17 protein-coding genes and 1 tRNA gene are annotated in these 20,870 nt (G+C 72.0%); 9 read left to right on the plus strand and 9 right to left on the minus strand.

Annotated features, from left to right (window positions below; genetic code table 11):
* Nucleotides 1-126: 126 nt before the first annotated feature.
* Together ACZ470_RS32835 and ACZ470_RS32840 are read right to left on the minus strand one after the other, a co-directional pair.
* A complete protein-coding gene (locus tag ACZ470_RS32835; RefSeq protein WP_468433166.1) occupies nucleotides 127-879 on the minus strand; it encodes an MBL fold metallo-hydrolase in 753 nt (250 codons plus the stop codon).
* 41 nt (nucleotides 880-920) lie between these two features.
* Nucleotides 921-1,514 carry a TIGR03086 family metal-binding protein gene (locus ACZ470_RS32840; RefSeq protein WP_468433168.1) on the minus strand — a complete coding sequence of 198 codons (594 nt, stop codon included), beginning with the start codon at nucleotides 1,512-1,514 and terminating at the stop codon, nucleotides 921-923.
* A gap of 132 nt (nucleotides 1,515-1,646) precedes the next feature.
* Here ACZ470_RS32840 and ACZ470_RS32845 point away from each other — a divergent pair, with 132 nt between their 5' ends.
* Nucleotides 1,647-2,846, plus strand: coding sequence for an MFS transporter (locus ACZ470_RS32845; RefSeq protein ID WP_468433170.1), 1,200 nt, complete (start codon nucleotides 1,647-1,649; stop codon nucleotides 2,844-2,846).
* A 167-nt stretch (nucleotides 2,847-3,013) separates the two neighbouring features.
* Here the strand turns inward: ACZ470_RS32845 and ACZ470_RS32850 are convergent, their stop codons facing one another.
* Entirely contained in the window at nucleotides 3,014-4,180 is a 1,167-nt protein-coding gene (locus tag ACZ470_RS32850; RefSeq protein WP_468433172.1) for a hypothetical protein, read from the minus strand.
* Nucleotides 4,177-5,139, minus strand: coding sequence for a 5-dehydro-4-deoxyglucarate dehydratase (locus ACZ470_RS32855; RefSeq protein WP_468433174.1), 963 nt, complete (start codon nucleotides 5,137-5,139; stop codon nucleotides 4,177-4,179). The genes ACZ470_RS32850 and ACZ470_RS32855 overlap by 4 nt, the downstream gene beginning before the upstream one ends.
* A gap of 215 nt (nucleotides 5,140-5,354) precedes the next feature.
* On the opposite strand from ACZ470_RS32855, the gene ACZ470_RS32860 reads away from it, so the two are divergent.
* The 7 genes from ACZ470_RS32860 (at nucleotide 5,355) to ACZ470_RS32890 (ending at nucleotide 12,947) form a co-directional block, all read left to right on the plus strand.
* The gene (locus ACZ470_RS32860) at nucleotides 5,355-6,164 is read left to right on the plus strand and encodes an NAD-dependent epimerase/dehydratase family protein (RefSeq protein ID WP_468433176.1); all 810 of its coding nucleotides are present in this window, start codon (nucleotides 5,355-5,357) and stop codon (nucleotides 6,162-6,164) included.
* Nucleotides 6,165-6,452: 288 nt separating this feature from the next.
* Complete coding sequence (locus ACZ470_RS32865) at nucleotides 6,453-7,223, plus strand: DeoR/GlpR family DNA-binding transcription regulator (RefSeq protein ID WP_468433178.1); 771 nt, start codon at nucleotides 6,453-6,455, stop codon at nucleotides 7,221-7,223.
* 110 nt (nucleotides 7,224-7,333) lie between these two features.
* A complete protein-coding gene (locus ACZ470_RS32870) occupies nucleotides 7,334-8,707 on the plus strand; it encodes an ABC transporter substrate-binding protein (RefSeq protein WP_468433180.1) in 1,374 nt (457 codons plus the stop codon).
* Nucleotides 8,704-9,645 carry a carbohydrate ABC transporter permease gene (locus tag ACZ470_RS32875; RefSeq protein ID WP_468433182.1) on the plus strand — a complete coding sequence of 314 codons (942 nt, stop codon included), beginning with the start codon at nucleotides 8,704-8,706 and terminating at the stop codon, nucleotides 9,643-9,645. Before ACZ470_RS32870 ends, ACZ470_RS32875 begins: the two co-directional genes overlap by 4 nt.
* Entirely contained in the window at nucleotides 9,642-10,493 is an 852-nt protein-coding gene (locus ACZ470_RS32880; protein ID WP_468433184.1) for a carbohydrate ABC transporter permease, read from the plus strand. The genes ACZ470_RS32875 and ACZ470_RS32880 overlap by 4 nt, the downstream gene beginning before the upstream one ends.
* Nucleotides 10,490-11,479 (plus strand): zinc-dependent alcohol dehydrogenase family protein, encoded by a 990-nt coding sequence (locus ACZ470_RS32885; protein ID WP_468433186.1) that lies wholly within the window; start codon nucleotides 10,490-10,492, stop codon nucleotides 11,477-11,479. Before ACZ470_RS32880 ends, ACZ470_RS32885 begins: the two co-directional genes overlap by 4 nt.
* A 274-nt stretch (nucleotides 11,480-11,753) precedes the next feature.
* A complete protein-coding gene (locus ACZ470_RS32890) occupies nucleotides 11,754-12,947 on the plus strand; it encodes a TerD family protein (protein ID WP_468433202.1) in 1,194 nt (397 codons plus the stop codon).
* A gap of 36 nt (nucleotides 12,948-12,983) precedes the next feature.
* Here ACZ470_RS32890 and ACZ470_RS32895 read toward each other — a convergent pair whose 3' ends face one another.
* The 5 genes from ACZ470_RS32895 to ACZ470_RS32915 form a co-directional block, all read right to left on the minus strand.
* Nucleotides 12,984-13,538: a TetR/AcrR family transcriptional regulator gene (locus ACZ470_RS32895; protein ID WP_468433188.1), complete on the minus strand. Its 555-nt coding sequence runs from the start codon at nucleotides 13,536-13,538 to the stop codon at nucleotides 12,984-12,986.
* Nucleotides 13,539-13,618: 80 nt separating this feature from the next.
* Nucleotides 13,619-15,202, minus strand: a complete 1,584-nt coding sequence (locus ACZ470_RS32900) for a TROVE domain-containing protein (protein ID WP_468433190.1) — start codon at nucleotides 15,200-15,202, stop codon at nucleotides 13,619-13,621.
* A 362-nt stretch (nucleotides 15,203-15,564) separates the two neighbouring features.
* A tRNA-Met gene (locus tag ACZ470_RS32905) sits at nucleotides 15,565-15,634 on the minus strand.
* A gap of 45 nt (nucleotides 15,635-15,679) precedes the next feature.
* The gene (locus tag ACZ470_RS32910) at nucleotides 15,680-17,137 is read right to left on the minus strand and encodes an alkaline phosphatase PhoX (protein WP_468433192.1); all 1,458 of its coding nucleotides are present in this window, start codon (nucleotides 17,135-17,137) and stop codon (nucleotides 15,680-15,682) included.
* Nucleotides 17,138-17,276: 139 nt separating this feature from the next.
* Complete coding sequence (locus tag ACZ470_RS32915) at nucleotides 17,277-18,710, minus strand: hypothetical protein (protein WP_468433194.1); 1,434 nt, start codon at nucleotides 18,708-18,710, stop codon at nucleotides 17,277-17,279.
* Between the two features lie 186 nt (nucleotides 18,711-18,896).
* Between ACZ470_RS32915 and ACZ470_RS32920 the strand changes: the two genes are divergently transcribed.
* The gene (locus tag ACZ470_RS32920; protein ID WP_468433196.1) at nucleotides 18,897-20,720 is read left to right on the plus strand and encodes an endonuclease/exonuclease/phosphatase family protein; all 1,824 of its coding nucleotides are present in this window, start codon (nucleotides 18,897-18,899) and stop codon (nucleotides 20,718-20,720) included.
* Nucleotides 20,721-20,870 lie beyond the last annotated feature (150 nt).

The following is a 20,870-nucleotide window of genomic DNA, read 5'->3' on the forward strand; positions in this document are numbered from 1 at the left end:
TCTCGGATCTCGCGGATCGGATCTCGCGTATCGCGTCTCATATATGACGTACGAAGTACGACGCGATGACGGTAGGAGCGGCCCGAAGTTTCGTCAATGCTTCCGACAAAGGAACTTGGCGTTGCCTCACACGGTGTACGTGCGGCCCTCCCGGGCGGTGGCGGTGGATCCGCCGAAGGCGGCGGCTGCCCGCGCGGTGGCGGCCTCGGGGGTGAGCGTGGGGCCCACGTGCGTGATGAGCAGCCGGTCCGCACCCGCCTCCCGGGCGGTGGCTCCGGCGTCCTCGGGCGTCAGATGAACCCGTTCGCTTTCGCGATGCTCGTCGATGTCGGCCTCGCAGAGGAAGAGGTCGGCGTCGCGGGCGAGTCCGGTGAGCGCGGCGCACGGCCCGCTGTCCCCGGAGTAGGCGAACACCCGCCCCGCGCACTCCGCGCGCAGGCCGTAGGCCTCCACGTCGTGGGTGACGGCGGTGGAGGTGAGGGTCAGGGCGCCGTGGCGGACGGTCTTCCCGTCGCGCAGTGGCCGGAAGTCGAGGACGCCGGCGAGGAAGCCGGTGTCCGGGCGCCCGAAGAACCCGGCCAGCCGCTGTGCGCAGTCGGCGGGCGCGTGCACGGGGATCGGTGCGGGCGGGGTGAGCCCGCCGTACGCCAGGCCGTACACGGCGGCGAGGAGATCGGCGCTGTGGTCGGCGTGCAGGTGGGAGATCCAGATGGCGTCCAGCCGCGCGGGATCCGTGTGCCTCCGCAACTCGGCGAACGTGCCGAACCCGGCGTCGACCCACACCTCGGCGCCGCCGCCGCGCAGGAGGTGTCCGGAGCTGGGGCGGTCCGGAGCGGGGTGCGGGGAGGCGGTGCCGAGGACGGTGAGGGCGAGCGTCATGCGGGGAGGCTACGAGTCGCTCCCCGGCCCACGCGCCCGCTTTACGCGGGCCGCTTCCAGCCCGGGTCCCGGCCGCTCAGCCCGATCGTGCGGTCCAGGAGCGGGGCGTCCGGCGGGACGGGGACGACGGGGCCGAAGATGCCGTCGCCCCGGTCGTCGTCCTCGGCGGCGGCCAGGAGGAAGGCGTGCGAGGCCTCGAGTGCGGCCGGGTCGGGCGCGTACGGCTGTCCGGTCGCGCGGGCCAGGTCCCAGCCGTGGATGAGCAGTTCGTCGTTGGCGACGGCACCGGCGACGTCGCCCGGCAGGTCCACGCCGCCCGCGCGGGTCATACCGGTCCAGGCCGCCGGATCCCGCCAGGCCTCGGCGAGCTCGTCGAGGACCTTGGGCAGTTCCTCGCGCCAGCCGGGTCCGATGTCCGGCAGGGCGGCCTCCGGGCTGGTGTCCGTGGTGACGCCGAGATTCTTGCCTCCCGCGTCCCGGAAGGCGACGGCCAGTCCGAGGAGGTGGCCCAGCATGTTGCGTACCGCGTACCCCGGGCAGGGCGTGGCGTCCGCCAGCTGTTCGTCGGTGACGGCCTCGGCGAGGCGCGCCACGACCCGGGTCTGCGGTCCGAGGTCGAGTGTGCTGTCGTTCATCGAGCTGCTCCTCCTGAAGGTGCTCCTGGGAGGTGGACCGATCCCGTCCGCGGAACTCATCGCTCGGCCGTGACGCGTCTAGGGCACCTGACCGATCCCGACGGAGGGTCCTTAGACCGACGATGGCCAGGCATGACGACGACATGGACGGCGGCCCGCGTGGTGCGGGACCGCAACGCCGGGCTCTATCTCGCCGGAGTGGTGATCTCCGGTTTCGGCACCTCCGCGCTGTGGCTGGCCTCGGGCGTGTGGGTCAAGGACCTCACCGGCTCGGACGGTCTCGCGGCGCTGTGCATGCTGGCGATGTGGGCGCCGACCCTGGCCGGCCCGCTGCTGGGCACGGTCGCCGACCGGTTCCGCCGCAGGCCGTTGCTGATCGCCGTGAGCCTGCTCATGGCGGCGCTGCTGCTCACCCTCTGCACGGTCGACTCACCGCGCGGGCTGTGGCTGCTGTACGCGGTGCTGTTCGTGTACGGCGCGGCGGGCGTGGTCCACGACGCGGCCGAGTCGGCGCTGATCGCCACCGCCGTGGACCGGTCCCTGCTCGGCGACTTCAACGGCCTGCGGATGACCGCCAACGAGGGCATGAAGCTGCTGGCCCCGCTGGCGGGCGCGGGCCTCTACGCGGTGTACGGAGGGGCGGGCGTCGCCGTGCTGGACTCGGTCACCTTTCTGCTCGCCGCGGTCGTGTACGCCTTCCTGCGCGTACGGGAGGACCGGCCGGCGCCGCGGACGGGCAGCCGGCGGGAGCGGACAGCCGAGGGCGCGCGTCACCTGTGGTCGCATCCGGTGCTGCGTCCGCTGGTCGTGGCGGGCGGCGCCACGATGCTGTGCGCGGGCGTCAGCGGCGCGCTGGTCTACGCCGTGGTCGAGGACCTCGGCCACTCCCCCACGTACGCCGGTGTGCTGTACGCCGTCCAGGGCGCGGGGTCGGTTGCGGTCGGCCTGCTCTCCGGCCCGGCCCTGCGCCGCTTCGGCGCACGGCGTTTCGCGGCATACGGCATCGCCGTACTCGCCGTCGCCGTGGCGCTGCGCGCGGTGCCGAACGACCCCCTGGCGTGGGTGTGCAGCGCGGCGATCGGCGTGGGCCTGCCCGCCGTACTGATCGCCACGCTGACCGCCGTGCAGCACGAGACCCCGGGCCCGCTGCTCGGGCGGGTCACCGCCACCGCCAACACCCTGGTGTACACACCGAACGTCCTCGGTCTGGCGGCCGGAGCGGCCCTGGTCGAACTGCTCGACCACCGCCTGCTGCTGATCGCGGTCGCCCTCGGCTTGGCGGCAACGGCGGCAACCCTGCGCGGCCACCGCGCAAACCCCACCCCGGCATGATCACGCAACTGCGGGCAGTCATGGACGCAACTGCGGGCAGTCGTGCCTCCCCCAGTGCCTTAAAGGCCTGGGAGGTGCCCCCAGGGCGGCACGGGTGGGCGCAGCGGCACCCCGCCAACGCCGGGCTGCGCGAACACCCCCCGGCCCACACCCACACCCCCGCCGGCTCAGAACCCGGCCAGCGCCGACCGCACCGCCTCCAGGTCCGCGTCCGACGCCAACCCCGCGTGATACAGCCGCAGTTCCGTCGCACCCAGGCGGCGAGCCTCCATCGCGTCCGCCGCCAGCGTGGCCGGGCTGCCACCCATGCCGGAGACCACCGTGAAGTTGGCGGCGAGGACGGCACCCTCGCGGCCCTCCCGCGCGAACGGCGTCAGCGGCCCGGCGCCTCCCGTGCAGGGCACGACCACTCCGTCGGCGACGGAGAGGATGTGCGCCGGGTCGACGCCGGCGTTGGCACCGCAGTGGTACGAGACCGGGTCCGCGTGCAGGAGGACCTGGAAGCCCTCGGGAGCGGCCTCCCGTACGGCGGTGACCGCGGCCTCCTGGAGCGTGCGGGCCGTTTCGTCGCGCCACGCGCGCGTGGCGTTCGCCGGTGCCTCGCCGAGGAGCTTCTCGACGCCCGTCCAGCCGCCGTCGGAGGGCGCGGCGCCCCGCCACACCGGCTCCAGTGCGGCCCGTACGGCGGCGGCGAGCTCGTCGGCGTCCAGGCCCCGGGTGCCGTAGCCGTCACGGCAGGATGGGCAGAAGCACAGGGACATCAGGTACTGCCCGGCGTCCCCGAGGCCGACCCCGGCGATCTTGTCGTGGGCGTGCAGATGGGCCAGCCCGTACCAGCCGAGGGACTCCAGTTCGGTGCCGCGCGCTCCGGGACGCACCGCCGCCTCGGCGGCCAGGTCGGTCAGGTACGCGCGCGTGGCGGGCTGGGCGACGCACGGCGCCCAGGGGTAGCGGTCGCCATAGGCGTTGACCACCGACGTGTCCGGATGCTCCGCGCCGAGGCGGGAGTTGTGCGCCAGCACCACCCAGGTGTGCACCTCCAGGCCCGCGTCCGCGAGCGCGGCGGCGGCCTCGCCGAAGGCGTCACCGGGCGCCCAGTCACCGGCCGGGTACGGGCGCGGGGTACGGCCGGACCAGTGCTCCCCGGCCGGGTACAGCACGGCCGCGTGCTCGGCGGTGACGACACGGTGGCGCGGGTGGCGCGGGGTCAGCGCGCGGGTGGAGTGGTAGGCGGAGGCCAGCGTCACCTGGGCGGTGCCGAGTGCGGCGATCCGCGCGGGTGCCTCCGGGTCCCCGTTGACGTCCCAGGGGTAGACGAACGCCGACGCCTTCACTGGCCCTCCTCGAGCAGCGCGTGTCCCCGCTCGATCAGCTGAGCGAGCTGCTTCACATGATCCCCGGTGGGTTCGTGCAGCGGCGGCCGCACCTCCCCCACGTCCAGCCCGCGCAGCCGTACACCGGCCTTGACGAGGGAGACGGCGTAGCCGTGACCCTGGGCGCGCAGGTCGACGAACGGCCGGTAGAAGCCGTCGATCAGGCGGTTCGCGGTGGCGGTGTCGCCGGTGCGGAAGGCCGTGTGGCAGGCGAGCGCGATGTCGGGCGCGAAGCAGAACACCGCGGACGAATAGAGGGTGATGCCGAGGCCGCGGTAGGCGGGCTGGGTCAGTTCGGCGGTGGGCAGCCCGTTGAAGTACAGGAAGTCACCGGGGCCGTCGGTGCGTACGGCGCCGATGACGCGCTGCATCAGGTCGAGGTCGCCGAGGCCGTCCTTGAGGCCGATGACGCCGTCGGTGCGGGCCAGTTCGACGACGGTCGCGGGGGTGAGGACGGCGTTGTCGCGCTGGTAGACGATCACCGGCAGCGAGGTCGCGGCGGCCAGCTCCCGGTAGTGCCGCAGCAGTCCCTCCTGCGCGGCCCGGACCAGGTACGGCGGCATGGCGAGCAGCCCGTCGGCCCCGGCGCGCTCGGCGAGGCGGGCGTAGCGCACCGCGAGCGCGGTGCCGTAGCCGGCGCCCGCGACGACCGGGACGCACCCCTCGGTGGCCTCGACGGCCGCCGCCACGCACAGCTCGAACTCCTCCGGCGTCAGCGCGTGGAACTCACCGGTGCCGCAGCAGGCGAACACGGCGGCGGCCCCGGCCTCCACCCCGCGCCGGACATGGAGCCGGAGGGTGTCGAGGTCGACGGAGCCGTCGGGTCCGTAGGCGGTGACCGGGAAGAACAGCGGCCCGGAGGGGACACCGAGTCGGGCGGCGAGAGGGGCGGCTGGCGTCACGAGCTCTCCCAGGTCCATATTCCTGATTCACGTCCACATTCCTGAACAGACTCACGCTAAGGCGCCGCGGGGACGCCGGTCAAGCGCCGGAACCCCTCGCACACCAGCGAATTCTTCCGTTCCGCGGGAAGTCCGTGGATACTTGACGCGCCGCACCCTCCCTCCCTAGCGTGTCCAAGGATATGAATATGGTGCACTCATGTGCACTCCGGTGATGCAAGGAGAATTCGAGGATGCCCGCTCCCCGCACCGTTCTGCTCACCGGCGCCGCCGGCGGACTCGGCACCCTGATGCGCGGCCTGCTCCCGGACCACGGCTACGACCTGCGCCTGCTCGACATGCGCCCGATCGACGGCGAACCGGACACGATCGTCGCGGATCTCGCCGACAAGGAGGCCGTGCGCGAGGCGGTCCGCGGCGTCGACGCGGTCATCCACCTCGCGGGCATCTCCCTGGAAGCCTCCTTCGACAAGATCCTCCGCGCGAACATCGAGGGCACGTACAACCTGTACGAGGCGGCCCGCGAGGAGGGCGTCGGACGCATCGTCTTCGCCTCCTCCAACCACGCCGTCGGCTACACCCCGCGCCCGCGGGGCGACGACCCCCTCATCCCGGTCGACACCCCGCGCCGCCCCGACACCTTCTACGGCCTGTCCAAGTGCTTCGGCGAGGACCTCGCCCAGCTCTACTGGGACAAGCACGGCCTGGAGACCGTCTCCGTACGCATCGGCTCCTGCTTCCCCGAGCCGACCAGCGTGCGCATGCTCTCGGTGTGGATGAGCCCCGCCGACGGCGCCCGTCTCTTCCACGCGGCCCTGACCGCCGAGGACGTCGGCCACACCGTGGTCCACGGCTCCTCCGCCAACACCCGCCTGTGGTGGGACCTCACCTCCGCGCGGGCGCTCGGCTACGAACCGCGGGACGACTCCGAGCAGTACGCCGAGAAGCTCATCGCCGAGCAGGGCGAACTGGACCCGGACAACCCGGCGCACGCCTGCCTGGGCGGCCACTTCGTCACCGACCCGCCCATCTGGCCGTACTGACGGCGTACTGCCGGCGGGACACCGGCGCGAAATCGACGCAACCGACGGCGGGCGGGCACCGAACGGGCCCGCCCGCCGTCGTATGCGGGCATCCGCGCTGCCCGCTCCCACCCAGATCCCCGCGCCCTCCCAGGTCCGAGCCGGGCACCGCCCCGGCCGAACGGGCACAACCGGGCAGGAACGGGCCCGCAACAGACCTGGTCAGCATCGAACGCCCGCTGTACAACTTCCTGCATGGGCCTCACCGGGCCCGAACGGGCAGCGAGATCAGGAAGCAGGTGTCCGGCCATGGGCAACCGGACGGCCGAGGAGCGCCAGAGGGAGATCGTGCGGGTGGCGCGTACCACCGGCTCGGTCGACGTCAGCGCGCTCGCCGCCGACCTGGGCGTGGCCAAGGAGACGGTACGACGGGACCTGCGGGCCCTGGAGGACCACGGTCTGGTGCGCCGCACCCACGGCGGCGCCTACCCGGTGGAGAGCGCCGGCTTCGAGACGACGCTCGCCTTCCGCGCCACCAGCCATGTGCCCGAGAAGCGCAGGGTCGCGGCCGCCGCGGCCGAGCTGCTCGGGGACGCCGAGACGGTCTTCGTCGACGAGGGCTTCACCCCGCAGCTCATCGCCGAGGCCCTGCCCACCGACCGGCCGCTCACCGTGGTCACCGCCTCGCTGCCGGTCGCGGGCGCGCTCGCGGAGACCGGCACCGTGTCCGTCCTGCTGCTCGGCGGCCGGGTCCGCTCCGGGACCCTCGCCACCGTCGACCACTGGACGACGAAGATGCTCTCCGGGTTCGTCATCGACCTGGCGTTCATCGGCGCCAACGGAATCTCCCGCGAACACGGCCTGACCACACCCGACCCCGCGGTCAGCGAGGTCAAGGCGCAGGCGGTCCGGGCCGCCCGCCGGGTGGTGTTCGCCGGCGTCCACACCAAGTTCGGGGCGGTCAGCTTCTGCCGGTTCGCCGAGGTCGGCGCGCTGGAGGCGATCGTCACGAGCACCCTGCTCCCGGCGGCCGAGGCCCATCGCTACTCCCTGCTCGGGCCGCAGGTCATCCGGGTCTGAAGTAGCTCAGATCAGCACATCGACACACCGTTTCACGTCCCCCGGGGCCGAGCCATGCCGGGCAACGCCCCCTATCTCCCTATACGACCGCTTTCGTCGAGGAGTGATCCATGCAAACCCAGAGCCGATGGAGGCCGCCGCGAGCCGCACTCGCCGCGGCCGCCGCAGGGACGCTGCTCGCCCCGCTGCTCTCCGGCTGCTGGGTCGGAGCGGGCGGGGCCGGGTCCGGCGGTGACTCCATCAACGTCCTGATGGTCAACAACCCGCAGATGGTCGAGCTCCAGAAGCTGACCGCGGACCACTTCACCAAGGACACCGGCATCAAGGTCAACTTCACCGTGCTGCCGGAGAACGACGTCCGCGACAAGATCAGCCAGGACTTCGCCAACCAGGCCGGCCAGTACGACGTGGCCACCCTGTCCAACTACGAGATACCCATCTACGCCCGCAACGAGTGGCTGCACGAGATGGACTCGTACGTCGCGAAGGACGGCGCCTACGACGAGCAGGACGTCCTCAAGCCGATGCGCCAGTCCCTCACCGGCGACGACGGCAAGCTCTACGGCCAGCCCTTCTACGGCGAGTCGTCCTTCCTGATGTACCGCAAGGACGTCTTCGCCAAGGAGGGACTGGAGATGCCCGCCAACCCCACCTGGCAGCAGGTCGCCGACCTCGCCGCCCGGCTCGACGGGGCCGAACCGGGCATGAAGGGCATCTGTCTGCGCGGACTGCCCGGCTGGGGCGAGGTCATGGCCCCGCTGACCACGGTGGTCAACACCTTCGGCGGCACCTGGTTCGACCGGGACTGGAACGCGAGGCTCGACTCCCCCGAGTGGCAGAAGGCGACGAAGTTCTATGTCGACCTGGTGCGCGAGCACGGCGAGTCCGGCGCCGCCCAGGCCGGCTTCGCCGAGTGCCTGAACAACATGACCCAGGGCAAGGTCGCCATGTGGTACGACGCCACCTCCGCCGCCGGCTCCCTGGAGGCCGAGGGGTCCCCCGTCCAGGGCAAGGTCGGCTACGCCCCCGCGCCCGTCGAGAAGACGGAGTCCTCCGGCTGGCTCTACACCTGGGCCTGGGGCATCCAGCACGCCTCCCGCAACCCCGACAACGCCTGGAAGTTCGTCTCCTGGGCCTCCAGCAAGGAGTACGAGCAGCTGGTCGGCGACGAGATCGGCTGGTCCAACGTCCCGGCCGGCAAGCGCGCCTCCACGTACGCCAACCCCGCCTACCGCGCGGAGGCGGCCGCCTTCCAGGAGATGACCAAGGAGGCCATCGAACAGGCCCGGCCCGACGACCCCGGCGTACAGCCCCGCCCCGCGCCCGGCATCCAGTTCGTCGGCATCCCCGAGTTCACCGATCTCGGCACCAAGGTCTCCCAGGAGATCAGCGCGGCCATCGCCGGACGCCAGTCCGTCGAGTCGGCCCTGAGGAAGTCCCAGCAGCTCGCAGAAGAGATCTCCGAGGAGTACGAGGGACGATGACCGCCACGACAACGGCCCCCGTGGCCGCACCACAGAAACGCCCCGCCCCTCGCCGGCCCTCCCCCCGGCTGCGCGCCTGGGCCACCCGCGCCCCGCTGCTGCCCGCCCTGATCTTCATGATCGTGGTCACCCAGCTGCCCTTCGTGGCGACCCTGGTGATCTCCTTCTTCGACTGGAACTCCCTCTACCCCGACGCCCGCCACTTCGCCGGCTTCGAGAACTACCAGGAGGTGCTCACCGACGCGGCCCTGCGCAAGTCCGTCTGGACGACGATCCTGCTGACCGTGGCGGTCGTCCTCGCCAGCCTGGTCCTCGGACTGCTCCTCGCCCTGCTGCTGGACCGGAGGTTCCGCGGCCGGGGCATCGTCCGCACCCTGCTCATCGCCCCGTTCCTGGTGGTCCCGGTGGCGGCGGCACTGTTGTGGAAGCACGTCCTCTACAACCCCGAGTACGGACTCCTCAACGGCCTGCTGCACTACGTCGGCGGCCCCCAGCCGGACTGGATCTCCGACACCCCGCTGCTCGCCGTCGAGGCCTCACTGGTGTGGCAGTGGACCCCGTTCATGATGCTGATCCTGCTCGCGGGACTCCAGAGCCGGGACCAGCAGCAGATCGAGGCCGCCCGCGTCGACGGCGCGAGCGACTGGCAGATCTTCGTCCACCTCACCCTGCCCCATCTGCGCCGCTACCTCGAACTGGGCGCCCTGCTCGGCTCGATCTACATCGTGCAGAACTTCGACGCGGTCTTCACCATCACGTCCGGCGGCCTGGGCACCGCCAACCTGCCCTACACCGTCTACCAGACCTTCTACCAGGCCCACGAGAACGGCCTCGCCTCGGCCGCCGGCGTCCTGGTCGTCATCGGCTCGATCATCATCGCGACCTTCGCCCTGCGCGTCGTGTCGTCCCTGTTCCGCGAGGAGGTGTCCCGCGCATGAGCAGCATCGCCGTACGCGCCCGCGGCCGGTTCCGCGGCGGAGCGGGTCTCGGCCTGGTCGCCTGGCTGGCCGGCATCGTGTTCTTCCTGCCCATCGCCTGGATGGCGCTGACGTCCTTCCACTCCGAGGCGGACGCAGCCACCAACCCGCCGTCCTTCGGGGCCGCCCTCACCCTGGACGGCTACCGCGAGTTCTTCGGCGCGGGCGGCGGCGCGAGTCCCTGGCCCGCCCTGATCAACTCGACGGTGGCGTCCGTCGCCTCGACGCTCCTCGTCCTGCTGCTGGCCCTGCCCGCGGCCTACGCCCTGTCCATCCGCCCGGTGAAGAAGTGGACGGACGTCCTGTTCTTCTTCCTCTCCACCAAGATGCTGCCCGTGGTGGCCGGCCTGCTGCCGATCTACCTGTTCGCCAAGAACGCCGGACTGCTCGACAACATCTGGCTGCTGGTCCTCCTCTACACCTCCATGAACCTGCCGATCGCGGTGTGGATGATGCAGTCCTTCCTCGCCGAGGTACCGGTCGCGGTCATCGAGGCCGCCCAGATCGACGGCGCCCGGCTGCCGACGGTCCTGGCCCGCGTGGTCGCCCCGATCGCCCTGCCCGGCATCGCGGCGACGGCACTCATCTGCTTCATCTTCAGCTGGAACGAACTGCTCTTCGCCCGGGTCCTGACGGGCGTGGTCGCCGAGACCGCCCCCGTCTTCCTGACCGGCTTCATCACCAGCCAGGGCCTGTTCCTGGCCAAGGTGTGCGCCGCGTCGCTCGTCATCTCCCTGCCGGTGCTCGCCGCGGGGTTCGCCGCCCAGGACAAACTCGTCCAGGGCCTGTCGTTGGGAGCCGTGAAATGAAGGCCGCCGTCATCGAGTCCGTGGGCAAGGCCGTCGTCGCCGAGGTCCCGGACCCGACGCCAGGGCCGCGCGACGTCGTCGTCGAGGTCGCCGCGTGCGGGCTGTGCGGCACGGATCTGCACATCCTCCAGGGCGAGTTCGCGCCGAAGCTGCCGATCGTGCCGGGGCACGAGTTCGCCGGCGAGGTGGTCGGCGTCGGCGCGCGGGTCACGGAGGTGGCGGTCGGCGACCGGGTCGCCGTGGACCCCTCCCTGTACTGCTACGAGTGCCGCTACTGCCGTACCGGCCACAACAACCTCTGCGAACGCTGGGCGGCGATCGGCGTCACCACGGCGGGTGGCGCGGCGCAGTACGCGGTGGCGCCGGTCGCGAACTGCGTGAAGCTCCCGGAGCACGTCCGCACGCAGGACGCGGCGCTGATCGAGCCGCTGTCCTGCGCGGTGCGCGGGTACGACGTGCTCCAGTCGCGGCTCGGCGCCCATGTGCTGATCTACGGCTCCGGGACGATGGGGCTGATGATGCTGGAGCTGGCTAAGCGGACCGGTGCGGCGAGTGTGGACATGGTGGACCTGAATCCGGCGCGTCTCGAGACGGCGCGGGCTCTGGGGGTGTCCGCGTCGGCGGCGAGCCCGGACGAGCTGGACCGGCCGCAGGGGTGGGACCTCGTGATCGACGCGACCGGGAACGCGGCGGCGATCCAGGACGGGCTGGAGCGGGTCGCGAAGGCGGGTACGTTCCTTCAGTTCGGGGTCGCGGACTATGCGACGCGCGTGCAGATCGATCCGTACCGGATCTACAACCAGGAGATCACCATCACGGGGTCGATGGCGGTGCTGCACAGCTATGAGCGGGCGGCGGAGCTGTTCGCGAACGGTGTGCTGGACCCGGAGGTCTTCATCAGCGACCGCCTGCCGCTGTCCCAGTACCCCGAGGCCCTGGACCAGTTCGCGGCGGGCGTGGGCCGAAAGATCGTGGTGGTTCCGTAGGGGTTTTTTCCTCGCCCCCGCCGCCCCTACCCGTCCCGTCCCTGGGGCTGCGCCCCAGACCCCCTTCGGCCCTTCGGGCCTCGTCCTCAAACGCCGGACGGGCTGAAACTCAGCCCCTCCGGCGTTTGAGGAGCGGGGGTCCGGGGGCAGCGCCCCCGGGGTCGGGAAGGGAAGGGGCGGCGGGGGCGAAGAACGTTCCGAACCCCACCGCCCGATCGGGCGACAGGTAAGGGAACGGTAAAACGGCCTCGCTCGTTCACCCGGCATGACCGCTATGACCCCCGGCTCGAACATCCCTCTCCCCACCGCCCGAGTGACGGTGGACGTCGCCGCCCCCGTGCGCCTCGACGTTTCGGGCCTGCTGCTCACCGCCGACGGCAAGGTGCGCTCCGACGACGACTTCATCTTCTACAACCAACCCGCCGGCCCAGGCGTGACGTACCGCTCCGGCGGCGGCACCGCCCCCGACGCCATCACGGTCGACACCACCGCCGTGCCCCCCGGCATCGAGAAGATCGTCGTCACCGCGAGCCCCGACGCCGCCGGCCAGACCTTCCAGGGCATCGAACCCACCGCCACCCTCCGCAACGCGGACGACAACACGGTCCTGGCCACCTTCACTCCCCCGGGCCTCGGCTCGGAGACGGCACTGGTGGTCGTCGAGATCTATCTGCGCAACGGCGCCTGGAAGGCCCGAGCCGTCGGACAGGGCTACGCCAACGGCCTGGCCGGCATCGCCACCGACTTCGGCGTCACGGTCGAGGAACCGGCCGCCGCCGCCCCGCCCCAGCCGGCCACCCCGCAGGCACCCCCCATGCCGGCCGCGGCACCCACCGCGCCCGCCGCAGCCGCCACTCCCCCGGCCCCACCCGCCCCCGCCCCCGGCGCCGGGAAGATCAACCTCGACAAGGGCCGGGTCAGCCTCCAGAAGAACCAGACCGTCTCCCTGATCAAGGGCGGCCGCCCGCTGCTGTCCCAGGTCCAGATGGGCCTCGGCTGGGAGCCGGCCTACCGCGGCAAGGACATCGACCTGGACGCCTCGGTCATCGCCTACGGCCCGCAGCGCAACCACATCGACAGCTGCTACTTCGGCAAGCTCCAGATCGTGGGCGGCGCGATCCGGCACTCCGGCGACAACCTCACCGGCGAGGGCGGCGGGGACGACGAGGTGATCACCGTCGACCTCGGCCGGCTCCCCATGGAGGTCACCGGCCTGGTCTTCACGGTCAACTCCTTCTCGGGCCAGAAGTTCACCGAGGTGGCCAAGGCGTACTGCCGCCTGCTGGACGCCAGCACGGGCGAGGAACTGGTCCGCTTCGACCTCACGAGCGCCGAACCGCAGACGGGCGTGATGATGGCGAAGCTGATCCGCCAGTTCTCCGGCGAGTGGGAGATGACCGCGATGGGCGACTTCGTGAAGTCCCGCACGGTACGCGGAATGGTGAAGCCGGCCGCCCAGGCCCTCTGACCACACACCCCCAGGGCGCCCCCGCGCAGGGGGCGCCTAGGGCCGCAGCCCGTCCATCAGCAGTTCCAGGTAGCGGCGGATGTGCGTGCCCTCCCCGCCCGCCAGTTCCGAGGCCGTCGCCACCCCGTGGGCCAGCCGCAGCACATCGTCCGGTCCGACGTCCCGGCGCAGCGCCCCCGCCGCCCACGCCGCGCCGACCAGCCGGGACACCGCGCTCTTCAGCGGGTCGCAGCACTCCGTGCCGCCGCCCCCGACGGCGGACCCCAGCAGCGCCCGCAGCCCGCGGATCTGGATCATCCCTGCGCCGAGTTCGTTCAGCCACTCCAGCAGCGCCTCGCCCGGCGGCAGCCGCTCGGCCAGCTCACCGGCCCGGCCCGCGATCGACTCGATGCGGTCGACGTACGCGGCTTCCAGCAGCGCCTGACGCGTCGGGAAGTGCCGGTAGAGGGTGCCGGAGCCGACGCCGGCCCGCTTGGCGATGTCGTCCAGCGAGGCGCCCTCGCCGTGCGCGGCGAACGCCTCCACCGCGGCCCGGAGCAGCAGCCCGCGATTGCGGCGGGCGTCCGCGCGCATGGACCTGACCCGCGCCATCAGCCACTCCTCGCACCCGGGAACCCTCCCCGTACCCTACCGAGCAGGGAAGGGGGAGGGCCCCGGACCGGGGTACGGCCTCACGCGGCCCAGGGCCAGTTCGCGTCCCGGCCGGCCTCGAGCAGCGGAACCATCCGGAAGGCCGCGTCCGACAGCCCGCCGAAGGTGTGCCGGTTGGCGGTGCCCGACGGGCCGTGGCCCGCCCGGTAGCCGGCGAGGTTCCAGGTGTAGACCGGAACGTCCGCCGGGACCTGCTCGGTCGGGTCGCCGTGCCGGCTGTACGCGTACTGCTCGTCGGTGACGATCAGCACCCGGTCGTGCCGCTTGTAGTGCCGGCGCACCGCCTCGGTGGTGTCCGTGCCGCCGAGGTCGCCGAACCGGTCGAGGATCTTCAGCACCGACTCGCCCCGGCGGAACGGCACCGGCTTGCTGGTCGAGCCGAACTCGACGAGGTCCGCCTTCGCGGCGCGCAGCGCGAGCGCCGTGCCGAAGACGGCCGCCGCGTCCGCGCGGGTGAGCTCGGAGCGGTCCGACATCCGCGAGTAGAACATCGAGCCCGAACGGTCGACGAGCACCAGCGTGCGGCCGGGCAGCGCGGGCACGTTGGCCAGCGAGTGCCCGAGCGCCTGCTCCAGCGGGTACGACCAGCGCAGCGACGGCGCGTGCTGGTACGCGGCGAGGTAGCGGAAGGGGAACTGCCGCGACCGCGCGACCTCCGCCGGGTCGGCGATGCGGGCGGAGACCCGCGCGGCGACCTCGTCGGAGACCCCGGCCTCGTCGAAGTTCCGCAGGTTGCGCACCAGGGCCATCGTGCCCATGGACGGGATCACGGCCTCCCAGGCCGCCTTGTCCATCGGCCCCTGAAGCCAGCCCGCCAGCGCCTCCCAGGTGATGCCCGCCGCCGCGAGCCGCTCCGCCCCGTCCGGCGCCGTGACCACCGCGCGCCGCTCCTCGACGGGCAGCGCCATCAGCTCGCGGTGCGCGGTGAGGACGCGGTTCGACGCGGGCGGCACCGCGGTGTCCGGGTTGTGCCGGCGGTCGAGGGCGTACCGGAACAGCTCGCCCTGCCACGGCTTCTCCGGGTCGGGGGCGGCGTGCACCAGGTTGAGGATGTCGCCGAAGCGGTAGCCCTTGGAGGCGGTGTCGTACTTCAGCAGGGCCTTGCCGCCGTAGAGGCGGCGCACGGCGTCGGCGACGCCCCGCTTGACGGGCTTGGGAATGCTCCGCCCGTACCGCGCGGTCCAGTACGCGAGCAGTTCACCGGGCTCGTCCGGCCGCCGCAGCACGGAGTCCACGACCTGCCGGTTCGACGGGCCGTCGGTCGCGCCGGCGTCCAGGCGGGCCTTGACGTACTCGGCGGCGCCCACGATCGACGCGGTCCGCAGATTGCCCTCGCCGCGCAGCCAGCCGAGCAGTCCGGCCGTCCACGACGGGTCGCTCACGGCGAGCTCGCGCACGAGCCCCGCGAACCGGTCGTCACGGTCCTCGCCGGTCTCGTAGAAGGTCTGCTGGGTCACGAAGTTGGAGACGGCGAGCAGGAAGAGCTCGGAGCGCGGCTCCCGCTCGCGTCCGCGGCCGCCCTCGTAGGTGCGCAGCACACGGCCGGTCGACGTGACACGCGACGCCGGCTGCGCCTTGGCGGCCCGGGTGTTGAATCGCGCCATGGTGAATTCCCCCGAATTCTCTTGGACATCGGAGGGAGGCGCGACAAAGGAGGGTGCCCGAGGAATGAGTCGGCCGCGGTACAAGTCAGGCGCGTCTTCCAGTTCCGCCACATCGACCCGAGGTCGACGACGGGATTCGAACCCGCAGTGAACCCGATCCGAGAAGTAGCCGCTGCCTGCGCACCGGGCACCCACCAAATGCCGCACCTCCCGAGTTCAAGTCGGCGGCGGCCTGGATTCGATCACAACGAAGGAGCCGTCGCCCGCGCACCGGGAGGTGCATGAAGTTGTGTGTCCAGAGATCAAGGCCGGCGGAACCGACGATGGTGCTCTAACCCCTGAGCTACACCGGCGCGTTGTGCCGGTGACGGGACTCGAACCCGTGACCGCCCCATTATGAGTGGAAGTAGGTCCTGCCTTCGCACCTGGACGTGCATCACTCTAAGAGGGCGGCCCTCGGCCGGGCGAGCGAATTAATTACCCGCGCTTCTGCCGCTTCCAGGGCCCGGTGATGGCGACCATGATGCCCGGGTCCTGGATGTTGGCGTAAAGGGTCCTGCCGTCGGGCGAGAAGGTGACGCCGGTGAATTCGCTGAACTCGGGCTCCTCCTCGGTGCCGATGTTCAGGTCGTTCCGGGCGATGGGGTAGGTGCGTCCGCTGTCGGTGGCCCCGAACAGATGCTGCACGCCCTCACCGTCCTCGGCGATGATCAGCCCTCCGTACGGGGAGACGGTGATGTTGTCCGGACCGTCGAAGGCGCCGTCCTTCGAGGGGTCCCGGTTGACACCGAGCAGCACCTTGAGGGTCAGCGTGCGGCGCCTGGGGTCGTAGAACCAGACCTGCCCGTCGTGCTGCACGGGGCTCTCCTCACGGGCGTACGAGGAGACGATGTACGCCCCGCCGTCGCCCCACCACATGCCCTCCAGCTTGCGGGCGCGGGTGACCTCGCCGTCCCCGAACTGCTCGCGCACGTCGACGGTGCGCGCGTCCCGGTCGGGCACGTCCACCCAGTCGACGCCGTAGACCGTGCCGGTCCTCGTGGCGCGGGAGAGGTCGTCGACGTACCGGCCGCCGGAGTCGTAGCACTTGGGCGCCTGGAGGACGCCGGCGTCGTCGGCGAGGGTGCGGAGCGTGCCGGGGCCGTAGCGGAAGCCCTCGGGCGGGGTCCAGCGGTAGAACAGGCCGTTGGGCTCGTCGGCGTCCTCGGTGAGGTAGGCGTGGCCGCGCTTGGAGTCGATGACCACGGCCTCGTGGTCGTAACGGCCGAAGAACTTCAGCGGCTTGGGGTCGCGGTTGGCGCGCCGGTCGGCGGGGTCGACCTCGAAGACGTAGCCGTGGTCCTTGGTCATGCCGTTCTCGCCGGCCCGGTCGGAGTTCTCCTCGCAGGTGAGCCAGGTCCCCCAGGGGGTGCTGCCGCCCGCGCAGTTGTTGGCGGTGCCGGCGATGCCGACCCACTCGGCGACGCTGCCGTCGCGGCGCACCTCGACGACCGTGCAGCCGCCGGGTGCGGCCGGGTCGTAGACCAGGCCCTCGGTGAGCGGGACGGGGAAATCTGCCTCGTCGCGCGGGCCGTCCATCTCGTGGTTGTTGACCAGGAGGGTGGTGCCGCGGGGGCCGGGGAAGGCGGCCGTGCCGTCGTGGGAGCCGGGCGTGAACTCACCCGACTCCAGCCGCGTCCTGCCGGTGTGGGTGAGGACGCGGTAGGTGAAGCCCGCGGGCAGGGCGAGGAGTCCGTCCGGGTCCGCGACGAGCGGCCCGTACCCGACCCCGCCGTGCCGGCCCGCCGCTTCCTCGCTCCCTTCGTCCGCGCTCTCGGTGTCGGCGGTCGCGAGGGCGTTGGGCGCGGAGGCGAGGGCGGCCACACTGCCCGCCAGCGCGACACCGGCACCGGCGATCGCGGACGTTCTGGCGAAGTCCCTGCGGGTGAGCGACATGCTGTCTCCTGTGACGGTGGATAGGCCGTGGAGGGTGGCGAACCCCGTTCGTCCGCCACGCTCCCGCCCATGCCTGAACGCCAGTTGAACACCGCGGGTCACGCCGGTTCTCGCTTCCGTGAACCGCGCGTCGCGCGGGTCAGCCCCCGTGCTGCGACCGCGCCTTGAAGGCCGCCTTCCGGGCCTCCTTGGCGATCTTCTTGTCGGGGTGCAGCCGCCCCATGGCCTCCAGCACGTCCGCCGTCGCCGGGTGGTCCACCCGCCAGGCCGTGTCGAAGAAGCCGCCGTGCTGGCGCGCCAGTCCCTCCACCAGGGCGCGGAGTTCCTCGGAGTTGCCCTCGGCGGCGAGCTGGGCGGCGACCGTGTCGATGGTCAGCCAGAAGATCAGGGCCTCGGACGGTGCCGGCACATCGGTCGCCCCGTGCTCGGCCAGCCACACCCGGGCCAGCCCGCCGAGCTCCGGATCGTCCAGCACCTCGCGCAGCGCGGGCTCGGCCGAGGCACCGACCAGGGACAGCGCCTGCTGGCACCGCAGCCGCCGCAGCGGCGCCCCCGGGTCCGTTCCGCGTGCCGCGGCCAGCAGCTCACGTGCGGCCTCGAGCGGATCGCGCCGGTCCAGCCACTGCTCGGTCTCCGCGTGGGCGGCGGCCGGCGGGAAGACGGCGGTGCCGTCGAGCAGCGCGTCGGCGCCCTTGTCCACCAGGTCGCCGACGGCCGGCGCCTCGAATCCGGCCTCCAGCAGCCGGGCGCGCAGCCCGTACAGCCCGAGCGGGGTCAGCCGCACCATGCCGTAACGCGAGACGTCGGTGTCGTCCTCCGGCGCCGCGGGCTCCTCCTCGGCGTCGGCCATCAGGGCCTCGTCCACCGGCCGGTACTCCACGAGCCCCACCGGCTCCAGCATGCGGAACTGGTCGTCCAGCCGCATCATCGCGTCGGACACCTGCTCGAGGACGTCGTTGGTGGGCTCCGTCATGTCGCCGGGCACGATCACCGACGCGGCCAGCGCGGGCAGTGGCACCATCGTCCCGCCGACCCCCTCCCCGCCCACGGTCAGCAGGTACAGATTCCCGAGCACGCCGTCCAGGAACTCCGCCTCGGCCTCCGGATCCCAGTCCAGGGCGTCGAGATCGAGCTCCCCGGCCCCCTCCCCCTCGGCGATGGCGTCGACCAGCCCGCCCAGGTCCGGAACGCTCGCATCGCCGATCACCGTCTCCAGGGCCGCGAGCCACACCCCGAGCACGTCCTGGGGCGAACCGGTGAGCAGCGCCAGATCGGCGCCCGCGGTGACGGTCCCCTCCTCCTCGTCGACCACCTCGACGAGTCCGGCGTCCACGGCGACACGCCAGGCCTCGCCGGCATCGGCGGCCGCGTCCTCCCCGCTCAGCCCCAGCTCCGCGGCGGCGGCCGGCAGCTGCTCCTCGACGAGCCCGCCACCGGCGTCGACCCTGGTCCCCGGCCCGGCCCAGCGGGCGAGCCGGGCGGCCCGGGACAGCACCGGGGTGGACAGGGCGTCGCGCGCCAGCTCCGCTTCGGGGTGCAGCCGCGCAGGCGGCAGGATGGAGCTGTCTGACATCGGCTGATTCTCCTAGGGCGCCTCTTACGACTCAGCCGCTCAGCCTAGACGGATTTCCACCCATGCCGCCCGCTTCATCTCCTCTTCAGCGCCCGTACATGGCCGAAACCTTGACAAGTGGCCCGGCCTGACAGGAGATTGACGCGCGTAGAAGAGGGTGGTTCACACATCCCCGGAGGGATTCCGTTGCCGAGAAAGTCCGCGCGTCTCGCCGCGCTCACCGTCGCCGCCGCCTGTTCCGCGACATCCGCCGTCGTCCTCACGTCCCCCGCGCACGCCGACACCGTGCGCGTCCACGACATCCAGGGCGACACCCGCGTCTCGCCGTTCGCCGGCAAGCAGGTGACCGACGTGACCGGAATCGTCACCGGCATCCGCACCTACGGTTCGTCCCGCGGCTTCTGGATCCAGGACCCCGCCCCGGACGCCGACCCCGCCACCAGCGAGGGCGTCTTCGTCTTCACCAGTTCCACCCCCAAGGGCGTCGCGGTGGGCGACGCGGTCACGGTCTCCGGCACCGTCTCGGAGTACGTCCCGGGAGGCACCTCCTCGGGCAACCAGTCCCTGACCGAAATCACCCGCCCCACCTTCACGGTCACCTCGAGCGGCAACCCGCTCCCGGCCGCCACCACCATCGACGCGCGCTCCGTCCCCGCCGCGTACACCCCCGCGGGCGACCCGGCGGCGAACAACTCGATCAACGCGCTCCCCCTGCGCCCCAACGAGTACGCCCTGGACCTCTACGAGTCCCTGGAGGGCATGAACGTCCAGGTCTCCGACACGCGCGTGGTGGGCGCCACCGACCCGTACACCGAGCTCTGGGTCACGGTGAAGCCGCACGAGAACCGCAACCACCGGGGCGGCACGGTCTACGGCTCCTACGACGCCCAGAACACCGGCCGTCTCCAGATCCAGTCGCTGGGCAAGGCGTCCGACTTCCCCGACGCGAACGTCGGCGACACCCTCTCCGGCACCACCGAGGGCCCCCTGGACTACAACCAGTACGGCGGCTACACCCTGGTGGCCAACGAACTGGGCACCCTGGAACCAGGGAATCTCACCCGCGAGACGACCCGCGGCCAGCACACCTCCGAACTGTCGGTCGCCACCTACAACGTCGAGAACCTCGACCCCTCGGACGACACCTTCGCCGCCCACGCCGCCGCGATCGTGAACAACCTCAAGTCCCCGGACATCGTGTCCCTGGAGGAGATCCAGGACAACAACGGCGCCACCGACGACGGCACGGTGGCCGCCGACCGGACCCTGACACAGCTCATCGACGCCATCGAGGCGGCCGGCGGCCCCCGCTACGACTGGCGCGCCATCGACCCGGCCGACAAGCAGGACGGCGGCGAACCGGGCGGCAACATCCGCCAGGCGTTCCTCTTCAACCCCGAGAGGGTCTCCTTCACGGACCGCGCCGGCGGCGACGCCACCACCGCCACCGACGTCACGAAGGTCCGCGGCAAGGCGGCCCTGACCCTGTCCCCCGGCCGGATCGACCCGGCCTCCGCGGCCTTCGAGAACAGCCGCAAGCCGCTCGCCGGCGAGTTCACCTTCCGGGGCCGCACGGTCATCGTCATCGCCAACCACTTCGCCTCGAAGGGCGGCGACCAGAGCCTGAACTCCCAGTACCAGCCCCCGTCCCGGAGTTCGGAGACCCAGCGCCACCTCCAGGCCGAGGCGGTCCACGACTTCACGGCGAAGATCCTCAAGACCCAGAAGAACGCCGACGTGATCGCCCTGGGCGACATCAACGACTTCGAGTTCTCCGAGACCACCGAAATCCTGGAAGGCCGGGGAACCCTCTGGTCGGCCATCAAGTCCCTGCCCCGCTCGGAGCGTTACTCGTACGTCTACCAGGGCAACAGCCAGGCCCTGGACCAGATCCTGATCAGCCCGTCCATCCGCCGCGGCAGCTTCACGTACGACAGCGTGCACATCAACGCGGAATTCCACGACCAGATCAGCGACCACGACCCGCAGGTCCTCCGCTTCCGGCCGTAGCACCGAGCCGCCCACGGCGGTGAGGGGCCGGGGGGGGGGGGGGGGGGGGGGGGGGGGGGGGGGGGAAAAGAGGGAGAAGGGGGGGGGGGGGGGGGGGGGGGGGGGGGGGGGGGGGGGGGGGGGGGGGGGGGGGGGGGGGGGGGGGGGGTA

The sequence above is a fragment of the Streptomyces sp. NPDC031111 genome (assembly GCF_055570675.1).

Coding starts and splice junctions, on each gene's coding strand:
- ACZ470_RS32835 (WP_468433166.1), bottom strand. CDS start 879: ATGACGCTCGCCCTCACCGTCCTCGGCACCGCCTCCCCGCACCCCGCT.
- ACZ470_RS32840 (WP_468433168.1), bottom strand. CDS start 1,514: ATGAACGACAGCACACTCGACCTCGGACCGCAGACCCGGGTCGTGGCG.
- ACZ470_RS32845 (WP_468433170.1), top strand. CDS start 1,647: ATGACGACGACATGGACGGCGGCCCGCGTGGTGCGGGACCGCAACGCC.
- ACZ470_RS32855 (WP_468433174.1), bottom strand. CDS start 5,139: ATGGACCTGGGAGAGCTCGTGACGCCAGCCGCCCCTCTCGCCGCCCGA.
- ACZ470_RS32860 (WP_468433176.1), top strand. CDS start 5,355: ATGCCCGCTCCCCGCACCGTTCTGCTCACCGGCGCCGCCGGCGGACTC.
- ACZ470_RS32865 (WP_468433178.1), top strand. CDS start 6,453: ATGGGCAACCGGACGGCCGAGGAGCGCCAGAGGGAGATCGTGCGGGTG.
- ACZ470_RS32870 (WP_468433180.1), top strand. CDS start 7,334: ATGCAAACCCAGAGCCGATGGAGGCCGCCGCGAGCCGCACTCGCCGCG.
- ACZ470_RS32875 (WP_468433182.1), top strand. CDS start 8,704: ATGACCGCCACGACAACGGCCCCCGTGGCCGCACCACAGAAACGCCCC.
- ACZ470_RS32880 (WP_468433184.1), top strand. CDS start 9,642: ATGAGCAGCATCGCCGTACGCGCCCGCGGCCGGTTCCGCGGCGGAGCG.
- ACZ470_RS32885 (WP_468433186.1), top strand. CDS start 10,490: ATGAAGGCCGCCGTCATCGAGTCCGTGGGCAAGGCCGTCGTCGCCGAG.
- ACZ470_RS32890 (WP_468433202.1), top strand. CDS start 11,754: ATGACCCCCGGCTCGAACATCCCTCTCCCCACCGCCCGAGTGACGGTG.
- ACZ470_RS32895 (WP_468433188.1), bottom strand. CDS start 13,538: ATGGCGCGGGTCAGGTCCATGCGCGCGGACGCCCGCCGCAATCGCGGG.
- ACZ470_RS32900 (WP_468433190.1), bottom strand. CDS start 15,202: ATGGCGCGATTCAACACCCGGGCCGCCAAGGCGCAGCCGGCGTCGCGT.
- ACZ470_RS32910 (WP_468433192.1), bottom strand. CDS start 17,137: ATGTCGCTCACCCGCAGGGACTTCGCCAGAACGTCCGCGATCGCCGGT.
- ACZ470_RS32915 (WP_468433194.1), bottom strand. CDS start 18,710: ATGTCAGACAGCTCCATCCTGCCGCCTGCGCGGCTGCACCCCGAAGCG.